The sequence below is a fragment of the Euzebya rosea genome (genome assembly GCF_003073135.1).
Lineage (GTDB): Bacteria > Actinomycetota > Nitriliruptoria > Euzebyales > Euzebyaceae > Euzebya > Euzebya rosea.
Genome location: NZ_PGDQ01000028.1, coordinates 14,901 through 32,187 on the forward strand (window position 1 = coordinate 14,901; position 17,287 = coordinate 32,187).

The 17,287-nt window shown below is 72.4% G+C and carries 13 protein-coding genes; 8 read left to right on the top strand and 5 right to left on the bottom strand.

The annotated features are described in order from the left end of the window. The first annotated feature begins 228 nt into the window (after positions 1–228). Together CUC05_RS23515 and CUC05_RS23520 are read left to right on the top strand one after the other, a co-directional pair. Positions 229–1,089 (top strand): TrmH family RNA methyltransferase, encoded by an 861-nt coding sequence (locus CUC05_RS23515; RefSeq protein WP_108668594.1) that lies wholly within the window; start codon positions 229–231, stop codon positions 1,087–1,089. A gap of 22 nt (positions 1,090–1,111) precedes the next feature. Continuing rightward, positions 1,112–2,686 carry an SDR family NAD(P)-dependent oxidoreductase gene (locus tag CUC05_RS23520; protein ID WP_108668595.1) on the top strand — a complete coding sequence of 525 codons (1,575 nt, stop codon included), beginning with the start codon at positions 1,112–1,114 and terminating at the stop codon, positions 2,684–2,686. Positions 2,687–2,727: 41 nt separating this feature from the next. Here the strand turns inward: CUC05_RS23520 and CUC05_RS23525 are convergent, their stop codons facing one another. After that, positions 2,728–4,365 carry a CocE/NonD family hydrolase gene (locus CUC05_RS23525; protein ID WP_157965946.1) on the bottom strand — a complete coding sequence of 546 codons (1,638 nt, stop codon included), beginning with the start codon at positions 4,363–4,365 and terminating at the stop codon, positions 2,728–2,730. Between the two features lie 151 nt (positions 4,366–4,516). Here CUC05_RS23525 and CUC05_RS23530 point away from each other — a divergent pair, with 151 nt between their 5' ends. After that, positions 4,517–5,452 carry an SAM-dependent methyltransferase gene (locus tag CUC05_RS23530; protein ID WP_108668614.1) on the top strand — a complete coding sequence of 312 codons (936 nt, stop codon included), beginning with the start codon at positions 4,517–4,519 and terminating at the stop codon, positions 5,450–5,452. A 304-nt stretch (positions 5,453–5,756) separates the two neighbouring features. On the opposite strand, the gene CUC05_RS23535 is transcribed toward CUC05_RS23530, so the two are convergent. Next, a complete protein-coding gene (locus CUC05_RS23535; RefSeq protein WP_108668597.1) occupies positions 5,757–9,218 on the bottom strand; it encodes an AAA family ATPase in 3,462 nt (1,153 codons plus the stop codon). Between CUC05_RS23535 and CUC05_RS23540 the strand changes: the two genes are divergently transcribed. The 3 genes from CUC05_RS23540 (at position 9,217) to CUC05_RS23550 (ending at position 11,795) form a co-directional block, all read left to right on the top strand. Then, a complete protein-coding gene (locus tag CUC05_RS23540) occupies positions 9,217–9,480 on the top strand; it encodes a hypothetical protein (RefSeq protein ID WP_108668598.1) in 264 nt (87 codons plus the stop codon). The genes CUC05_RS23535 and CUC05_RS23540 overlap by 2 nt on opposite strands. Positions 9,481–9,546: 66 nt before the next feature. Continuing rightward, entirely contained in the window at positions 9,547–10,314 is a 768-nt protein-coding gene (locus CUC05_RS23545) for a 3-hydroxybutyrate dehydrogenase (RefSeq protein WP_108668599.1), read from the top strand. A gap of 119 nt (positions 10,315–10,433) precedes the next feature. After that, complete coding sequence (locus tag CUC05_RS23550; RefSeq protein ID WP_157965947.1) at positions 10,434–11,795, top strand: serine hydrolase domain-containing protein; 1,362 nt, start codon at positions 10,434–10,436, stop codon at positions 11,793–11,795. Here CUC05_RS23550 and CUC05_RS23555 read toward each other — a convergent pair. Genes CUC05_RS23555 through CUC05_RS23565 form a run of 3 tightly spaced genes read right to left on the bottom strand, consistent with a single transcriptional unit; the run spans position 11,792 to position 14,668 of the window. Further along, a complete protein-coding gene (locus CUC05_RS23555) occupies positions 11,792–13,279 on the bottom strand; it encodes an amidohydrolase family protein (protein WP_205712512.1) in 1,488 nt (495 codons plus the stop codon). The two genes, CUC05_RS23550 and CUC05_RS23555, sit on opposite strands and share 4 nt — an antisense overlap. Further along, on the bottom strand, positions 13,276–13,887 hold the full coding sequence (locus tag CUC05_RS23560) for a YdeI/OmpD-associated family protein (RefSeq protein ID WP_108668601.1): 612 nt from the start codon (positions 13,885–13,887) through the stop codon (positions 13,276–13,278). Before CUC05_RS23560 ends, CUC05_RS23555 begins: the two co-directional genes overlap by 4 nt. A 22-nt stretch (positions 13,888–13,909) precedes the next feature. Beyond that, positions 13,910–14,668: a PH domain-containing protein gene (locus tag CUC05_RS23565; protein ID WP_108668602.1), complete on the bottom strand. Its 759-nt coding sequence runs from the start codon at positions 14,666–14,668 to the stop codon at positions 13,910–13,912. 130 nt (positions 14,669–14,798) lie between these two features. Here CUC05_RS23565 and CUC05_RS23570 point away from each other — a divergent pair, with 130 nt between their 5' ends. Both CUC05_RS23570 and CUC05_RS23575 read left to right on the top strand, forming a co-directional pair. Beyond that, a complete protein-coding gene (locus CUC05_RS23570) occupies positions 14,799–16,835 on the top strand; it encodes an NADPH-dependent 2,4-dienoyl-CoA reductase (RefSeq protein ID WP_108668603.1) in 2,037 nt (678 codons plus the stop codon). Positions 16,836–16,903: 68 nt separating this feature from the next. Further along, positions 16,904–17,245: a DUF2200 domain-containing protein gene (locus CUC05_RS23575; protein ID WP_108668604.1), complete on the top strand. Its 342-nt coding sequence runs from the start codon at positions 16,904–16,906 to the stop codon at positions 17,243–17,245. The last annotated feature ends 42 nt before the right edge of the window (positions 17,246–17,287 follow it).

Consider the following 17,287-nt stretch of genomic DNA (forward strand, 5'->3'; position numbering starts at 1 on the left):
AGGCGTTCTGCACCCTCCCCCCGTCTGGGCGTGGCTGGTCGAAAAGCGGAGCGGCTCCGCTGCGGACGCTACTGCACGGGCCGTGGACGAGTGGGTCGAGGAACGACAAATGCCTCGAAGTGACTACGTCTCGTCCCGGGAAGACGAAACTCGCTGCCCGGGGGCCCGACCTCCCTCGGGCGCGCAGTGCCCAGTTCCGCGGGCGACCGGCCCAGTACCGTCGGGGTGATGGACGGGACGACCCTGATCGACGACGCCGCCGACCCGCGGGTCGAGGACTTCCGGCAGATCAACGACCAGCCGGCGCGTCGCCGGATGGAGCGTGACGAGTTCTTCCTGTCGGAGGGATGGATGTCGATCGAGCGGCTGATCGACTCCGGGCACGGGTTCCGGTCGGTGCTGCTCTCCCCCTCTCGCGTGAGGCGGTTCCTGCCGTACATGGAGCGCCCGGAGCTCGAGGGGGTGCCGGTGTACGTGGCCGAGCGAGAGGTGATGCGCGACCTCGTCGGGTTCGACATGCCGCGAGCCGTCCTGGTCTCGGCGTGTCGCCAACCGCTGGCCTCCGTCGACCACCTCGCCGCGACATCCCGCCGGCTCGTCGTGCTCGAGGCCCTGAACGACGACGAGAACGTCGGCGCCATCGCCCGGGCGGCACGGGCGTTCGGCATCGACGGCATGCTGCTGAACCCCACGTGCAACGACCCCTACCACCGGCGCACCGTGCGGGTGAGCATGGGTGAGATCCTCCACATGCGGGTGGCTCGCGCGACCCGCGACACCTGGCCGGGCGCCCTCGACACCCTGCACGCTGCGGGGTTCGAGACGTGGGCGATGACCCCCGACGCCGCCGCGGTCGACCTGTGGCACGCGTCGGTCCCCGATCGGCTGGCGATCCTGCTGGGCGCGGAGGGGCCCGGGCTGACGCCGGAGGTGCTCGACCGTGCGACGACGCGGGTGCGGATCCCGATCAGTCCGGCGGTCGACTCGCTGAACGTCGGACACGCCGCCGCGATCACGTTCGCTGCCGTCAGCAGATCGACCCCCGACACCCGGCCAACCGACCCCACCCGGGCGCGCGGCGGCGTCTGAGGCGACCACTACCCTCGTCGTCATGGCGCCCGTGGACCCCACCCCTCGCGACGACGTCCGTCAGCATCTCCTCGACGCGACGGCGGTGCTGCGAGAGGTCGTCGCTGCCCCCGACATGCTCGACGCGCTCGACGCCGACGAGCGGGCCGCGTTCCGCAACGCCGCGGGCGACGTGTTCTGCCCCGACCCGGAGATCCGCCGGCGCCGCACCAAGGTGCTCCAGCTGCAGCGCCGCCGTGCGCGCACCTCCCACGACGAGGACATCCTGAACGAGACCGGCATCCGCACCCTGCGCAGCCGGCCGGTCTTCGCCACCCCCGACGTCTTCCCGCCGACGGCGTTCGAGCAGCACGACGTCGCCGACGATCCCGACGCCCCCCCGTTCCGCGAGACCCTCGAGCCGCAGCACTGCTACATCTGCAAGGCCAGCTACCACGACGTCCACCACTTCTACGACCAGCTCTGCGGCCCCTGCGCGACGCTCAACTTCGCCAAGCGGGGCGAGCTCGCCGACATGCGCGGCATGGTCGTGCTCCTCACCGGCGGCCGCGTGAAGATCGGCTACCAGGCGGGCATCAAGCTGCTGCGCAGCGGCGCCGAGCTCATCGTGGCGACCCGGTTCCCCCGCGACGCCGCCAAGCGCTACGCCGCCGAGGCCGACTTCGACGACTGGGGTGACCGGCTGGAGGTGTTCGGCCTGGACCTCCGCCACACGCCGAGCGTCGAGGCGTTCTGCGCCCACGTCCTCGCCACCCGCACCCGCCTGGACGCCATCATCAACAACGCCTGCCAGACCGTTCGTCGCCCACCGGGCTTCTACGAGCACATGCTCGAGGACGAACGCGCGTCGCTGGCCACCCTCCCACCGGAGGTCCTGCGGCTCGTCGGGTCCTACGAGGCGCAGTGGCGCAGCGCCACCGCCATCGGCGACGGGACCGATCAGGCGGCGCTGGCCCCCACCAACGGGGTCGACCCCGGCGAGCTGCCCGGGCTGTCGCATGCCGCGGAGCTGTCGCAGGCGGTGCTGATCCCCGAGGACCTGCCGACGACCGACACGATGTTCCCCGAGGGGCAGCTCGACCAGGACCTGCAGCAGGTGGACCTGCGCGGACGCAACTCCTGGCGCCTGCAGCTGCACGAGGTCTCCACGGTCGAGCTGCTGGAGACCCACCTGGTCAACGCCGTCGCCCCGTTCGTGCTGAACGCCCGGCTCAAGCCCCTCATGGAGGCCACCCCGGGCGACCACAAGCACATCGTCAACGTGTCGGCGGTCGAGGGGCAGTTCTACCGGCCACGCAAGACCACCAAGCACCCGCACACCAACATGGCCAAGGCGGCGCTGAACATGATGACCCGGACCTCGGCGACGGACTACCACCAGTCGGGGATCAACATGAACAGCGTCGACACCGGCTGGGTCAGCGACGAGGATCCTGTGGCGATCGCCGAGGCCAAGACGGCCGAGCACCGGTTCCATCCGCCGCTGGACATCGTGGACGGTGCCGCGCGGATCGTCGACCCGATCATCGACGGCCTGAACACGGGGACCCACGTGTGGGGACAGTTCCTCAAGGACTACGTGCCCACCGACTGGTGAGCACGTGTGCGCCCTCGACGCCCGTCAGCAACGCCGGCTGATCAGCCGACGTTGAAGGGGGTCTCGTTGAGCGTGATCACCGGCGCGGGGACGGTGAACGTCGAGCTGTTGTGCTGGCGCAAGCGGTTGGTCTGGAAGCCGCCGGCGTCGAACTCGGTACGGGGGCTGTCCAGCAGCGGCAGCTCGGCGAACGCCTCGATGACTGCGACGGGCGACTGGGTCGGCTGGTGGACCCACCACTCGGCGTTGGATCCGCTGATCAGCACGCCGATCCGGTGGCCCTCGGCGAACACCCAGTCCTGTCCGTACATCTGCAGGCGATGGCGCATCAGGCCGGGCAGGCGGATCATGTCCGCGCCGCGGCTGACAAGGGTGGCGGTGCCGTCGGGGGCGATGTCGTAGACGTTGCCGACCACGTTGGTGCGGGGGGCGGTGACCGCCAGGTCCAGGTCGAGGACCGGCTCGCCTGCCAGGTGCCGGTCGCCGGGCAGCGGCTGGGAGAACGACCAGATCCCGTCACCGGTCACCGGCGCGGTGCCGAGCGAGACGAGCGCCCCCGTCGGCGATCCGAAGTTCAACCCGTTGTCGGTGTAGACCCCGCCGTTGATGGTGCTGGTCCGCACGACCGCGTCGGCAGGCGGCCACGAGTCCTCGCCCCGGTAGCGTCCCAGGTTGTCCTGCACCTCGACCTGCGGGAGGTCCAGCCAGGCCTGCTCGGCCGCCGCGTCATCCTTCAGGTACGCGTCGAGGAAGATCATCATCTGCTCGGCCCAGTCGGCACGGCCGACGGCGTGACCCGACTCGGAGTTCTCGGCGTCGGTGCCCCGGACGTGGTCGAACTGGCCGAACCACGCGCGCTTGGGTCCCCCGATGCCCTCCCAGTACGCGAAGGCGCCGTCGGGCTTGGTGTTGCGCTCGAGGAAACCCTGCATCAGGAACAGCGGGACGTCGCTGCCCCTGGAGGCGTTGATGAGCTCGCGCTGCTGCCAGAAGGCCGAGTCGGCCCGGTCGTCCTGCTGCGCGGTGTAGTACTCCACGGCGCACGTCGGCGGGCTGAGGGTCATGAAGCTGGTCGGGGTGACCAGGGAGTTGGCGAAGCGGATGCCGTCGTCGTACAGGTAGCGGTAGCCGTCGAAGACGGGTTCCTGGCTGATGACCGCGGCGAGCCCGTCGGGCTGGTTGGCCATGCCCATCAGGCCGGTCCAGCCGTCGTAGGACTTGCCCAGCAGCGCGACGTTGCCGTTGGACCACTCCTGGCTGGCAGCCCACTCGACGGCGGCGACGACGTCCATCTGCTCGCCCGGGCCGCCCCAGTCGCTGCAGCCCTCGGACTGACCGAAGCCGCGCATCGTGGCGATGGCGTAGGTGTAGCCCTGCTCCAGCGCGCCGGTGGCCTCGAAGAAGTCGTCGAAGCGCGTGGACGGGCCACCGTTCTCCGGCAGCGTGTAGGGGCTGACGACCAGGATGACCGGCTGGGGCTCGTCCTCGGGTGTGCCGTCGGCGCGGATCACGTCGATGTCGAGGATGGTGCCGTCCAGCGACGGCACGTCGAACTCCCAGTGGGTGGTGTCCTCGGGCTGGGCGCCGGCGGGCGTCGCCACTGGCAGCAGGACGGCGACCATCGCGACCAGCGCGAGGGCCATGGCCACGAACGAGGGACGGGTGGCGTTGCGGTGCATCGGGTTCTCCACGAGAGGGGGCTCACATCCTGTTCGCCGTGAGCGCGCCGATCTCCTCCCCGTCCTCGATCCATCGGGCCTCGTGCGCCGCAGTCGCTAGCGTGTGACTGGCTTCTCCCCCGTCCCCCTGTCTGCCGTCGAGTCGACCCTCATGACTACCGCGTACCTTGCCGCCCCCAACCACGAAGACGAGCTCGACGAGGAGCTCGCGCGCGGTGGCGTCGCCGTGACCGCCACCCACGGGCGCCTCCGGATCGCCGAGGGCGCCCGTGTCCATGCAGCCTGGGCGGCCAACACCTGGTGGGATGCCGAGCGGATCCCGGTCACCTCGATCGGGCACGCCGCCAAGGAGCTGAAGGCTCGTCAGCGGAACTGGGCGCTCTACGCGCCCGAGCACCGGGGACGGGCCGAGCTGATCGCCGAGAAGCTGCCGCACGTGTCGTCCAGGCCGCTGGAGATCGGCGAGGTCGCACCCGACGCGCCGCTGGGCTCGTGGACCCTGCTGGACCGCAACACGGTGCTGGCCGCGACGACGTGCGACAGCCCGTTCCCCAACGGGGAGCCCAGCTTCGTGGAGGACCGCGAGGGCCCCCCGAGCCGGGCCTACCTCAAGCTGTGGGAGGTGTTCGCCCGCTTCCGTCGCCAGCCCGGACCGGGAGACCGGTGCCTGGACCTCGGGGCCGCACCCGGCGGGTGGACATGGCTGCTCGCGCGGAGCGGCGCGCATGTGACGGCTGTCGACAAGGCGCCGCTGGCCGAGGACGTCGCCCGGATGCCGAACGTGACCTGGCGGGAGGGCTCGGCGTTCGCGATGGATCCGGCTGACCACGAGCCGGTCGACTGGTGGTGCAGCGACATCATCGCCTACCCCGATCGGCTGCGGGGGCTGGCCGAGCGATGGCTGGCCGCCGGGAAGGTCCGCAACCTCGTCTGCACGGTGAAGCTTCAGGGCGCCACCGACCACGAGGCCGTCGCGAGGTGGCGCGCCCTCCCCGGAGCCCAGGTCGTCCACCTCGACCACAACAAGCACGAGCTCACCTGCGTGGTCCTCGACGCGGACCCGCGGGGACGAGCAACGGCGCCGTAGGCGCCAGCTGGATCGGCGGCAGAACCCCCGGGTGCCGCCTCAGGCGCGCAGGGCCCGGCGCGCCCGCACGACCGTCACCATCGGGACCCGGAGGCGCCGCCGACGTTGCGGACGAGGACGAGGGGTGGCCAGGCGGCTCGGCATCTGCCGGGCCATGCGGTGGGACGCGATCGTGGGGTACGGACCTTCGGCTGAGTGGCGCATGGGGTTCTCCCTCGGAGTGGTGATCGGACGCGCACCCCATGGGCGCGAGAACCGCCATCCGGCTCGTGAGATCGCCTCTCTCGTGCGACGTCTGCGTTGCTCAGCTGGTCGACACGTCCCACTCCACGTGGTCGCCCGGGTCGTAGACACACCGGACGCCGAGCCTGACGTGGTCACGAAGGTGCGCGCCGAGCGCCGGGTGGCACTCCTCCAGTCGCGCCAGCGTGTAGCGGATCCGTGCGCCCACGGCCTGACGGGCCCGCTCCTCCCCGTCGGCGCTCCTCCGTGTCCTCCCGGCCAACCCGGCGGCCGCGCGCAGCTGGTCCACGATCCATTCCCGCCGCTCGGAGGCCTCGGCCGCCCGGCCATCGTCACCCGCCGCCTCGGCGTCGGCGATCTCCTCCTCCAGGGCCACGGCCTCGTGGGCGTAGCGCCGCTTCGCGACCTCGTCGAGGACGGGGAGCTGCTGCGCGATCACCCCTCCCCCGGTCAGGTCGAACACGTGGACCTCCCGTCCGGCGTTGGCCAGCAGCGTGGCCAGGTCCCGGACCCCCTTGGCGTCCGCCAGCACCGTCTCGTGTCCCTCGAAGGCCACCGTCCAGCCCGCACCCGTTCGGCGCCAGACCCCCGCCCCGGCCACGTCCCGCCGATCCTCCTCGGGCGGACCCTCGTGGACCGGTGCGACAGGTGACGAGGCGACCGGTCCGCCCCCGATGGCCGCAACGCCCCACCGGGTGGCCAGGTTGCCGGCGCGTTCGGCGAGCAGGCCGGCGCCGATCGACTCGGCCCGCCGAGCCGCCTCGGCCAGCAGCTCCTGACCCCGCCTGCGGTCCCCGCCCTCGACGGCCAGCTGCGCCAGGGCCAGCTGGCAGCGGATGATCCGCTCGGGCATCGGCAGGGACTCGTAGACCTCGAGGGCACGTCGCCACGCTGCCTCGACCTCCTCCGGCGGACGCCCCCGCAGCTGGGCGTCGATCGCCTCCAGCCGCAGCCGCTCACCAGCGTGGATCCGGGTCTCACCGTCGGCCGCCGCGCGGCGAACCAACGCGATCACCTCCCCCAGGTCCTCCCCACCCCCCGCGGCGCGTACCACGTCGGCGACCAACGCCCCGACCTCCCCCGCCCAGAACCGCGAGCCGTCCGGGTTGGTCACGGCCTCCAACGCCTCCCCCACCCTGACCCGCGCCGTCTCCACGTCACCCTCGGCCAGCGCCAGCTCGGCGGCCAGCTGTCCCCAGAAGGCCACGAACCATGTCTGCTGCGACCCGCCCATGGCGGCCTTGGCGTCCTCCATCAGCCGACGGGCGAGGGGGAGGTCGCCGGACCGCACCGCGGCCATGCCCGTCTGGGTCATCAGGCCGGCACGCGTCGAGCCCGCCGGAGCGACGGGGATCGCCTGCATCCCGATCGCCAGCGCCTCGGCGAACCGGCCGCTGTCGACCAGCGGGCCCAGCAGGTTGACGCGCAGGTCCATGCCCCAGGTCCGGTCGAGGCCGTGGTCCACGGCGATGGCGATCGCCCGGTTGCACTCTTCGATGGCATCGTCGAACGCCCCCTGGTTGGCGAGGATCCCCGAACGGTTCACGGCGCCGCGCATCTGCTGGTGGACCGACCCGCATGCAGCAGCCACGGCCTGGCCGTCGGCGAACAAGGCGGCGGCCTCCTCGGCCATGCCCTGCTGTCCTCGCACCGTGGCCAGGGAGATGATGGCTTCGGCCTCCGCTGCGCACGGGCCGACCCGACGTGCGACCTCGATGGCCTCCTCGGCCATCGCCACGGCCTCACCGAACCGACCCTCCATCGTCAGGCGGCTGCAGAAGGCCGCGGTGATCGTCGCCCGGGCCGGGCTGTCCCCGTCCGGCAGGGCGGCCAGCGCCTGCTGGAAGGCCGCGAGGGCACGTGGCCAGTCCAGCTCCAGTCCCCGGGCGATCGTCTTGTGGGCCAGCGCCACCCGCGTCGGGTCCACGTCGGGCGGGAAGCTGGCGAGCGCCAGCTCGGCGTACCTCACGGCGTTGGTGGGGTCGATGTCGGCCTCGGCGCACGCGGCGGCGAGCTCGTACACACCGGCCAGGTCGGTACCGGTCCGGGCGCTGCTGTCGGCCACCGTGGGCCAGAGCTCCGCGACCCGTTCCAGGCCGGCGACGGCGTCGCGATAGCCGAACGCGTCACGCGCACGCAGGGCTGCGGCGTGGGCGGCGGACAGCTCCTCCGCCCGTCGTCCGGTGATCCGCAGGTGGCGGGCCAGGCGGGTTGCGTACGGGCCCTCCGGGCCACCCTCGGACAGCAGCAGGTCGGCGATGGCCCCGTGCAGGCGCTGCCGCTCGTGGGGGAGGGTGGCCTCGTCGACCGCGTCGGCGATGAGCGCGTGGCGGAAGCGGTACCCGTCGTCGGTGGCGACGAGCAGGCCCGCGGAGACGGCGTCGCGGAGCGCCAGGTCCAGGGCCGGTCCGTCCAGGCCGGCCATCGCCTCGACCAGGCGATGGGTCACCTGCTCCCCTCCTGCGGCAGCCACGATCTCCAGCACACGCCGGGTGGACGATGGGCAGCGGTCGACCCGGTCGAGCAGCAGGTCCGCCAGCGTGTCGGTGACCTCACCGTGACCGGCGGCCAGCTGCAGCGCGTGCAGCGGGTTGCCGCCGCAACGGTCGAGGACCCTCGGCAGGTCGTCGCGGTCCAGCAGTGCGTCGGCGACCAGCTCGGCCACCGACGCGTCGTCCAGCGGCCCGAGCTCGACGAGCCGGGCGCGGCCGGAGCGACGGACGCCCGTGAGCAGTGGGTGCACCGGGTGGGTCCGGTCGATCTCGTCCGCGCGGCCGGTGAGCACGGTGAGGACAGGGCTGTCGGTGAGGTTCCCGACCAGGAACGTCAGCAGGTCGGCCGTCGCCGGATCGCACCAGTGCACGTCCTCGACGAGGAGGAGCAGCAGGCCACTGTGGGCGGCGGCCTGCTCGACCACGCGGAGGAGGTGCTCGTACAGCTGGGTGTGGCCGAGGTCGGCGTCCCCTGCGTCGGACGCCTCGAGCGGGGCGGCGACCTCCGGCACCAGTCGGCCCAGCACCCGCCTCGCCGGGGTGCCGAGCGTCAGCCCCCACGCGTCCGGGTGCCGGAGGCTCGCGCGCACGGCCTGGACGATCGGGGCGTAGGGCAGGCGGGCCGACGCGATGTCCAGGCACTCCCCGCGCATGACCGCGGCGTCCGGCAGGGCCGAGGCCAGCGCATCCAGCATCGTGGTCTTGCCCATGCCGGCGTCGCCGGTCACGACGGCCACACGTGCCTCGGCAGTCCGCTGGGCCTGCTCGGCGAGGGTCAGCACCATCTCGAGCTCGGCGCGCCGGCCCGCAGGATGGCGCGCAGGGGCCCGGGCCGTCGATCTCGCCGGCCCGTCCACCGTCCCCCCGCCCGACATCCAAGGCTGGGTCGTGCTGCTCCTCCCCAACGTCGAGAAAACTAGTCTTCGAACCGCGACCGGGAAAGTGCCGGATGACTGTCGAGACTGTCGTCCGTGGTTCACTCGCCGGGCTGGTTGGGTCGAGCCGACGGCGGGAGGATGCGGCATGCACATGCGCGCCGTCCATGTCGACCCCGTCGGGCGGTTCTCCCTCGAGGTCGACGACGACACCGGTCTGACCTACCTCGGCATCCCCGTGCGCAACAGCATGGTCGAGTACACCGAGTGGTACCGGGTCGACCGCGAGCTGTTCACGGCGTTCGTCGTGGATCCGTCCTCGGCGCGACCGATGGTCGAACGAGCCCGGCGGCGGGAGATCGACCACCTCCTCCTGTTGCCGCCGGGGCGGGACCGAGGCGTGGCCGACCCCAATTGATGAGAGGTGAATCACCTGTCATCTATGAGGTAGCGTGGCGCCACCCGCCGGAGGAAGGACGTCACCGTGTACAGCCAGCCAGACCTGACGGGCCGCACGGCCCTCGTGACCGGAGGTGCGAGCGGCATCGGGGAGGCGTGTGCCCGGCGCCTGGCCGCCGCTGGTGCCCGGGTCGTCGTGCTGGACCGATCCGCCGATGACGCCGCCGCGGTCGCCGCCGATGTCGGCGGCCACTCCCTCGTGGTCGACCTGTCCGACCCCGACGCGATCGACACGGCGCTGGACGGCCTCGACATGCCCATCGACATCCTCGTCAACAACGCCGGCCTGCAGCACGTCGCGCCGATCGGGGAGTTCCCGACCGAACGCTGGGACACCATCATCGCGGTCATGCTCACCGCCCCCTTCCGGCTGGCCCGCCGGCTGGTCCCGGGCATGGCCGACCGCGGCTGGGGACGGATCATCAACATCTCCAGCGCCCACGGCCACCGGGCCTCGCCGTTCAAGTCCGCGTACGTGTCTGCCAAGCACGGTCTGGAGGGGTTGAGCAAGGTCATCGCACTCGAGGGCGGCGCCCGCGGCGTCACCTCCAACTGCATCGCCCCGGCGTACGTGCGGACAGCCCTGGTCGAGGCGCAGATCGCCGACCAGGCCCGCGTCCACGGGATCAGCGAGGACGAGGTGGTCGAGACGATCATGCTGGCCGGGACCGCCGTCAAGCGGCTCATCGAACCCGCCGAGGTCGCCGACCTGGCCGCCTTCCTCTGCAGCGACGCCGCCGGCACGGTCACCGGATCGTCCTGGACGATGGACGCCGGTTGGACCGCCCGCTGACGGAGACGATTCCGACCGTGGGTGGAGGCGATTCCATCCGTGGGCGGGGGTGTTGCCCCCAGGACGACGGGCGGACGTACCGTTGACGGTCCTGCCGCGCCGTCGTCCCGGAGTGACCCGTGCCCCGCCTGTCCACCCCAGACCTGCAGCATCGACTCGACCGGATGGTCGCGGAGGGGGACATGCCTGGGGCGCAGCTCGCCGTGCTGGACGGGGGCGAGGTCACGACGGTCGCCAGCGGGGTCCTCAACGCCAACACCGGGCAGCCGGCAACCACCACGTCGCTGTTCCAGATCGGCTCGATCGGCAAGCTGTGGACCGCCACCGCCGCCATGCAGCTGGTGCGGGACGGCGTGCTCGACCTCGACGAGCCGATCGGCACCCACCTGCCGGGCCTGTCGGTCGGTGACGAGGACACCTCGGCGAAGGTGACGATGCGCCACCTGCTGACGCACACGTCGGGGATCGAGGGCGACGTCTTCGACGACACCGGCAGCAACGACGACGCCCTCGAGCGCTACGTCGACCTGCTGGGCACCCTCCGCCCGGTCCACGCGCTCGGCGAGACCTGGTCGTACTGCAACGCCGGCTTTGGCATCGCGGGGCTGCTGATCGCTCGGCATGCGGGGACGACGTTCGAGCAGGCGATCCGTGACCGGGTCGTGGCGCCGCTCGGCATCGAGCGGTTCGCGTGGAACGCCGACGAGGCGATCCTCCTGGGGGCGGCGGTCGGCCACGTCCCCGGACCCGAGGGCACCCCCGTGGTCACCCCCACCTACAGCTTCCCGCGCAACGCCGCGCCCGCGGGACTCGTCACGACGACCGCCGCCGACCTGCTGGCGTTCGCCGCCGCACACCTCGACGACGGCGGCCCGCTGCTGTCCCGCGAGCTGGCCGTCGAGATGCGCACCCCGCAGGTCGACTGCCCGTCCCACATCGCCGACCGGTGGGGCCTCGGATGGATGATCCACGACTGGGACGGCACCACCGTGGTCGGCCACAGCGGTGCAACGATCGGCCAGGCCGCGGAGCTCCTCGTGGTCCCCGAGCAGGGGACCGCCGTCGCGCTGCTCGTCAACGGCCCGCGCGGACGGTCCGATCACGAGCTGCTGTCCGGCGTGCTGGCCGACCTGTCCGGCGTCGAGCTGCCGCCAATCCCGACCCCGACGACCGGCCCGGTGACGGACCCCGAGCGGTACGTCGGCCACTACGCACGGCTGGGCGTCGACCTCGTCGTGGCCCGCGACGGCGACGACCTGACCCTCACCACCGACCTCAGCGGACCGCTCGCCGACATCCCCGGTGAGCAGTCCACCACGACACGGCTGTACCCCACCGACGTCGCCGGACGGCTGCTCGCGCGGCTGCCCGGTCGAGACGACCTCTACACCCCGGTGATCCTCCACGGCGAGGACCCCGAGCGGCCGTCCTTCCTCCACATGGGGGCCCGGGCCCACGTGCGAGCGGACCCCGGGGCCTAGCCCGCCCGGACGGGCCGCCCGGGCCGCGCGTCGAGGTCGAGCACACCGTCGCGGATCACGGCCCGGCCGTTGACGAGCAGGTGGCGCACGCCCTCGCTGGGACGGGTGCCGTCGAGGTAGGTCGCCCGGTCCCGCAGCGCGGTCGGATCGAACACGACGATGTCGGCATCGGCCCCCGGACGCACACGGCCCTTGTCGGCCATCGCCGGCACGGCTGACTCCAGGGTCCGGGCCGGCAGCAACGAACACCGCGCGAGGGCGTCGGCCCACGACTCCCGGACCTCGTCGACGAGCAGGCGCAACGACCGGGTGAACGTGCCTGCGGTGCGTGGGTGGGTGGTCCATCCCGGTGGGATCGGCCACTCCTCCGGGGCGTGGCCGGCCACCTCGTCGGGGCCGACGAGCGGCATGGCGTCGGACGCCACGACGGTGCCGGGAAACGACAGGGCGCGCCGCAGGATCGCCCGGTGGGCGTCGTTGCCGTCGTCGAGGAACTCCACCAGCACCGCCGCGCCGGGGTCGGCGGCCCGCAGCTCGACCAGCCGCTCGACGCTGTCGATGCGTTCGCCGCTGCCGACCATCACCAGCGACTGGGGCCGCAACCCCCGCAGCCCGAGCTGGTCGGGCGCCAGGAACCGGGCGTTGATCGCCGTCGAGCCGGCCCCGTACGGGTAGGCCTCGACCGTCACCGTGCCGCCCTCGGCCGTCGCGTCCGCGATCAGCCCGAGCACCCGGTCGACGTGGTGCGTCGAGGTCGACGTGACGTGGCAGTAGTGCATGTGGGCGCCGGTCTCGGCGGCGGTCCGGACGATCTCCTCCGCCCCGTCGCGCAGCACATCGGGACGCACCTCGACCAGGTCGCGGGCGTGGGTCCAGGTCGGTCGGCCCGCGGTCGCCGCGAGGCGGGCGACCTCGGTGTACTCCTCCGGGTCGGTCTCCTGGGCGTATCCCATCAGGATGCCGACCCCCAGGCCGCCCGCGGCGAGGTCCTCCTCGAGCAGCGCACGCAGCCGCACGCGTTCGGCGGCCGAGGCGGACCGCTGCCAGGCGGGGAGGCCGAGGCCGGCGAACGTCCCGTGCAGCCCGTTGCGTGGGTGGCCGGCCAGGACCTCCATGCGGATCGCCGCCCACGAGGCGGAGAAGCCGTAGTTGAGCGGACGTCCCTCGGCCGCCACCCGGGCGTAGGCCGACGCGATCGGAGACTCGCCGCTCTCCAGCTCCAGCGTCGTCGTCACGCCGTCGAAGGCCTGCAGCCGGTGGCCGGGCACCGTCTGGGCGTGGCTGTGGAGGTCGATGAAGCCGGCCGTGACGATGCAGCCGGCGGCGTCGATCACCGCAGCCGCCTCGGTGGGAGCATCGCCGACGGCGACGACGCGCCCGCCGGCGACGGCGACGTCGGTGACCTCGTCCAGGCCGGACTCGGGGTCGATGACGCGGCCGCCGCGGATGATCAGGTCGGCGCTCGTGGGCAGGTGCTCGGTCACACCGCGCGCTCCCCGCGAGCGGCCTTCTCCACGATGGTGCCGATCCGCTTGTCTCGGGTGGCGTCCCTGACGGCGCTGATCACCCACCAGAGCATCTGCTTGCGGGCGCTCGGCGGGAAGTCGTCCCAGGCCGAGCGGGCTGCCGGGTCGGCGTCCAGCGCCCGGGCGAGCGCCTCGGGTTCGATCAGGTCCTCCACCGGGTCCAGGATCGTCCAGTACCCGTTGGCCTTCGCCACCTCGACCGCACGGCGTCCCGCATCGGTCATCAGTCCCGCCGCCTCCATGTCGGCGACCCGCTGCCGGTTGAGGCGGGTCCACGTGCTCTTCGGCCGGCGGGGCGTGAAGAGCTGCAGGTTGCGGTCCTCGTCGAGGATGGTGATCGTCGAGTCGATCCAGCCGACGCAGATCGCCTCCTCGACGGCGTCCGGATACGGACACCGCGGCCGGCCCGTGGGCGTGCGCCACGAACACAGCCAGAGGCCCCGCGACGTCTCGTGGTTCACCGACAACCACGCACGGAGCTGGGCGCGGGTCTCGGCGTGGAAGACGGGGTAGTCGAACGTCCACGTCTCCGGATGGGACGATGCCGACGGCGGGACGGACGTCATGCGCTCGGGCGACCGCCCGACATCACGACAGCACCTCGATGTCGCGATGCTCGGCCTCGGCCTGCAGCACCTCCGACAGCGCGGTGGAGAGGAACGTCAGCAGCCCGAGCGCGCCCCGCATCTCCACGTCGACCCCACGACGGTCGATCCGGACCAGGGCACGGCCACCTGCGTCGCGGAGGTGCTCCATCTCCTCGTCGGGGACCAGGTGCTCCAGCGCGCCGACGACCTTCCGGACCAGCCACCGCAACCCGGGAACGGGGACGCGGACCGCCCGGACGACGTCGTCGGCGAACCCCTCCAGCACGTGGTCGCGGAGCATCCGGTACCGCTCGGCGAACTCCAACGCGTGCACTCGCTCCCACGGGACACGACGACGGCGCAGCAGGCCGCGGACCGTGATCCCGTCGGGATCGACCACGATCGCCACCCGACCACCGATGAGCCGAAGGACCCGGCCGACACGGGGATCACCGAAGAAGCCATCCTGATCGGCGACGTCGGCCCAGGCCAGGAGCAGCTCGGCGATGGACACGGTGAAGGGTTCGGTGAGGGGCAACTCCGGCGCCCGCTGCAGGCCGAGGAGGACGTCGGTCAGCCGGTCGAGCTGCAGGCCCTGCGCGTCCTCCACGACGTCGGCGTCGTCGAGCGCCTCGAGCTCGGGGTCCACGACCTCCGGCGGGCCGGCCCCCTCCGCTGGGGGTCGCGACGACTTCAGCCGGGCGGCGACCGACGCGGGCCCCCACCGCCGTGTCGGGCTGGGCTGACCGTCGTGCTCCATCCCACGTCCTGACGTCCGACTGCTCGTGGCCGACGGCGGTCGCCGCGGTCGGACATGTCATAGCACCATTCGACCGCGGGCACGCCTGCTCGGTTCGTCGACCGACCGCCCTCCCGGGCAGGGTTGGGACATGACCACGGCCTACCCCAACCTGCTGCAGCCCCTCGACCTGGGCGTCACGATCCTCCGCAACCGGGTGCTGATGGGGTCGATGCACGTGGGGCTGGAGGACGACCGGCACGACCTCGGCAAGCTCGCGGCCTTCTACGCCGAACGGGCAGAGGGTGGTGTCGGGCTGATCGTCACGGGCGGCTTCGGCATCAACCGGACCGGCTGGCTGCTGCCGCTGGCCGGCAAGATGACCTCCGCCGCAGAGGTCCGCCGGCACGAACCCGTCACGAGGGCCGCCCACGACGGCGGCGCGAGGATCGCCCTCCAGCTGCTGCACGCCGGCCGCTACAGCTACCACCCGCTGGCCGTCAGCGCCTCCTGGGGCAAGTCGCCGATCTCACCGTTCCCCGCCCGCGCGATGACCGGACGGGAGATCCGCGGGACCATCGACGACTACGCCCGATCGGCGTCGCTGGCCCGCGAGGCCGGCTACGACGGGGTGGAGGTCATGGGCTCCGAGGGCTACCTGATCAACCAGTTCCTGGCCCCCCGCACCAACCGGCGCACCGACCGCTGGGGCGGCAGCCCCGAGAACCGCCGGCGCCTCGCGACGGAGGTCGTCGCCGCCGTCCGCGACGCCATGGGCCCCGACGGCATCCTGATCTACCGCCTGTCGATGCTGGACCTCGTCCGCGGCGGGCAGAGCTGGGAGGAGGTCGTCGCCCTCGCCGAGGAGGTCGAGCAGGCCGGCGCCACGATCATCAACACCGGCATCGGCTGGCACGAGGCCCGCATCCCCACGATCGTGACGTCGGTGCCGCGTGGGGCGTTCAGCTGGGTGACGGCCAAGCTGCGGCCCCACGTCGGGGTGCCGGTCGTGGCCAGCAACCGCATCAACATGCCCGCGGTCGCCGAGGAGATCCTGGCGCGGGGCGACGCCGACCTGGTGTCGATGGCCCGGCCGTTCCTGGCCGACGCCGACTGGGTCCGCAAGGCCGAGGCAGGCGCACCCGAGGACATCAACACCTGCATCGCCTGCAACCAGGCGTGCCTCGACCACGTCTTCCAGCGCACGCGGGCGACCTGCCTGGTCAACCCGCGGGCCGGCCACGAGACCGAGCTGGTCATCGAGCCGGCCGGGACCGGTCGCCGGGTCGCCGTCGTCGGCGCCGGTCCCGCCGGACTGTCCGCCGCCATCACCGCCGCCGACCGGGGCCACGACGTCGTGCTGTTCGAGGCCGGGGACGACATCGGCGGGCAGTTCCGGCTGGCCCAGCGCATCCCCGGCAAGGAGGAGTTCGCCGAGACGCTGCGCTACTACCGGCGGCAGGTCGAACGCACCGGCGTGGACCTGCGGCTGGACACCCCCGTGACCGCCGAGGAGCTGATCGCGGAGGGCTTCGACGAGGTCGTCGTCGCGACGGGCGTCCGGCCACGGATCCCCGACATCCCCGGCATCGACCGGCCCGAGGTGGTGCGCTACGACCAGGTCGTCAGCGGCGAGGTCGAGGTCGGCGACCACGTCGCCGTGATCGGTGCCGGCGGGATCGGCTTCGACGTCTGCGATTTGCTGACCCACCCCGGCATCCCCGGCGAACCCCCGGACCTGGATGAGTGGATGGCCGAGTGGGGCGTGACCGATCCCGACCGGGCCCGCGGCGGCGTCGCCGACCCGCAGCCCGTGGCGTCCGTGCGGACGGTCCACCTGCTGCAGCGCCGCACGACACGCCACGGCACGGACCTGGGCAAGACCACCGGGTGGGTGCACCGGGCCACCCTCAGGGCACGTGGCGTGACCATGCTCGGCGGGGTCCGGTACGACCGCATCGACGACGAGGGGCTCCACGTCTCCCTCGGCAAGGACCACGACGAGCAGCGTGTCCTCCCCGTGGACCACGTCGTCATCTGCGCCGGACAGGAGTCGGTGTCGGGCCTGCACGAGGCGCTGCGTGCCGCCGGTGTGGCCTCCCACCTGATCGGCGGGGCCGAGCAGGCACGGGAGGTGGACGCCAAGCGGGCGATCGAGCAGGGCGTACGCGTCGCGGCGGCGCTCTGACCGCCCGGACGTGTCGCGGGCTCCCCGGCAGCCCTCGGGCCATCGGGTGACGGGCGTATGCTCCCGACGTGCACAGGATCTTCACGACCAGCTTCGCGTCGGTCTATCCCCACTACGTCAACAAGGTCGAGCGGAAAGGCCGGACGAAGGCCGAGCTGGACCGGGTGATCGAGTGGCTGACCGGCTACGACGATGCGGCGCTGCAGCATCACCTCGACGCCGGGACCACGTTCGAGGGGTTCTTCGCCGACGCCGAGCTGAACCCCAACGTCGCGCTCGTCACCGGGGTGGTGTGCGGGGTCAGGGTCGAGGACATCGAGGACCCCCTGATGCAGAAGATCCGGTACCTGGACAAGCTCGTCGACGAGCTGGCCCGGGGCAAGGCGATGGAGAAGGTCCTCCGGGCCTGATGCTGCGCTCATCGGGGCTCGCACTGGATCCGCCACCGAGGA

Coding starts and splice junctions, on each gene's coding strand:
- CUC05_RS23525 (WP_157965946.1), bottom strand. CDS start 4,365: ATGCACCGCAACGCCACCCGTCCCTCGTTCGTGGCCATGGCCCTCGCG.
- CUC05_RS23560 (WP_108668601.1), bottom strand. CDS start 13,887: ATGACGTCCGTCCCGCCGTCGGCATCGTCCCATCCGGAGACGTGGACG.
- CUC05_RS23530 (WP_108668614.1), top strand. CDS start 4,517: ATGACTACCGCGTACCTTGCCGCCCCCAACCACGAAGACGAGCTCGAC.
- CUC05_RS23515 (WP_108668594.1), top strand. CDS start 229: ATGGACGGGACGACCCTGATCGACGACGCCGCCGACCCGCGGGTCGAG.
- CUC05_RS23520 (WP_108668595.1), top strand. CDS start 1,112: ATGGCGCCCGTGGACCCCACCCCTCGCGACGACGTCCGTCAGCATCTC.
- CUC05_RS23540 (WP_108668598.1), top strand. CDS start 9,217: ATGCGCGCCGTCCATGTCGACCCCGTCGGGCGGTTCTCCCTCGAGGTC.
- CUC05_RS23570 (WP_108668603.1), top strand. CDS start 14,799: ATGACCACGGCCTACCCCAACCTGCTGCAGCCCCTCGACCTGGGCGTC.
- CUC05_RS23535 (WP_108668597.1), bottom strand. CDS start 9,218: ATGTGCATGCCGCATCCTCCCGCCGTCGGCTCGACCCAACCAGCCCGG.
- CUC05_RS23565 (WP_108668602.1), bottom strand. CDS start 14,668: ATGGAGCACGACGGTCAGCCCAGCCCGACACGGCGGTGGGGGCCCGCG.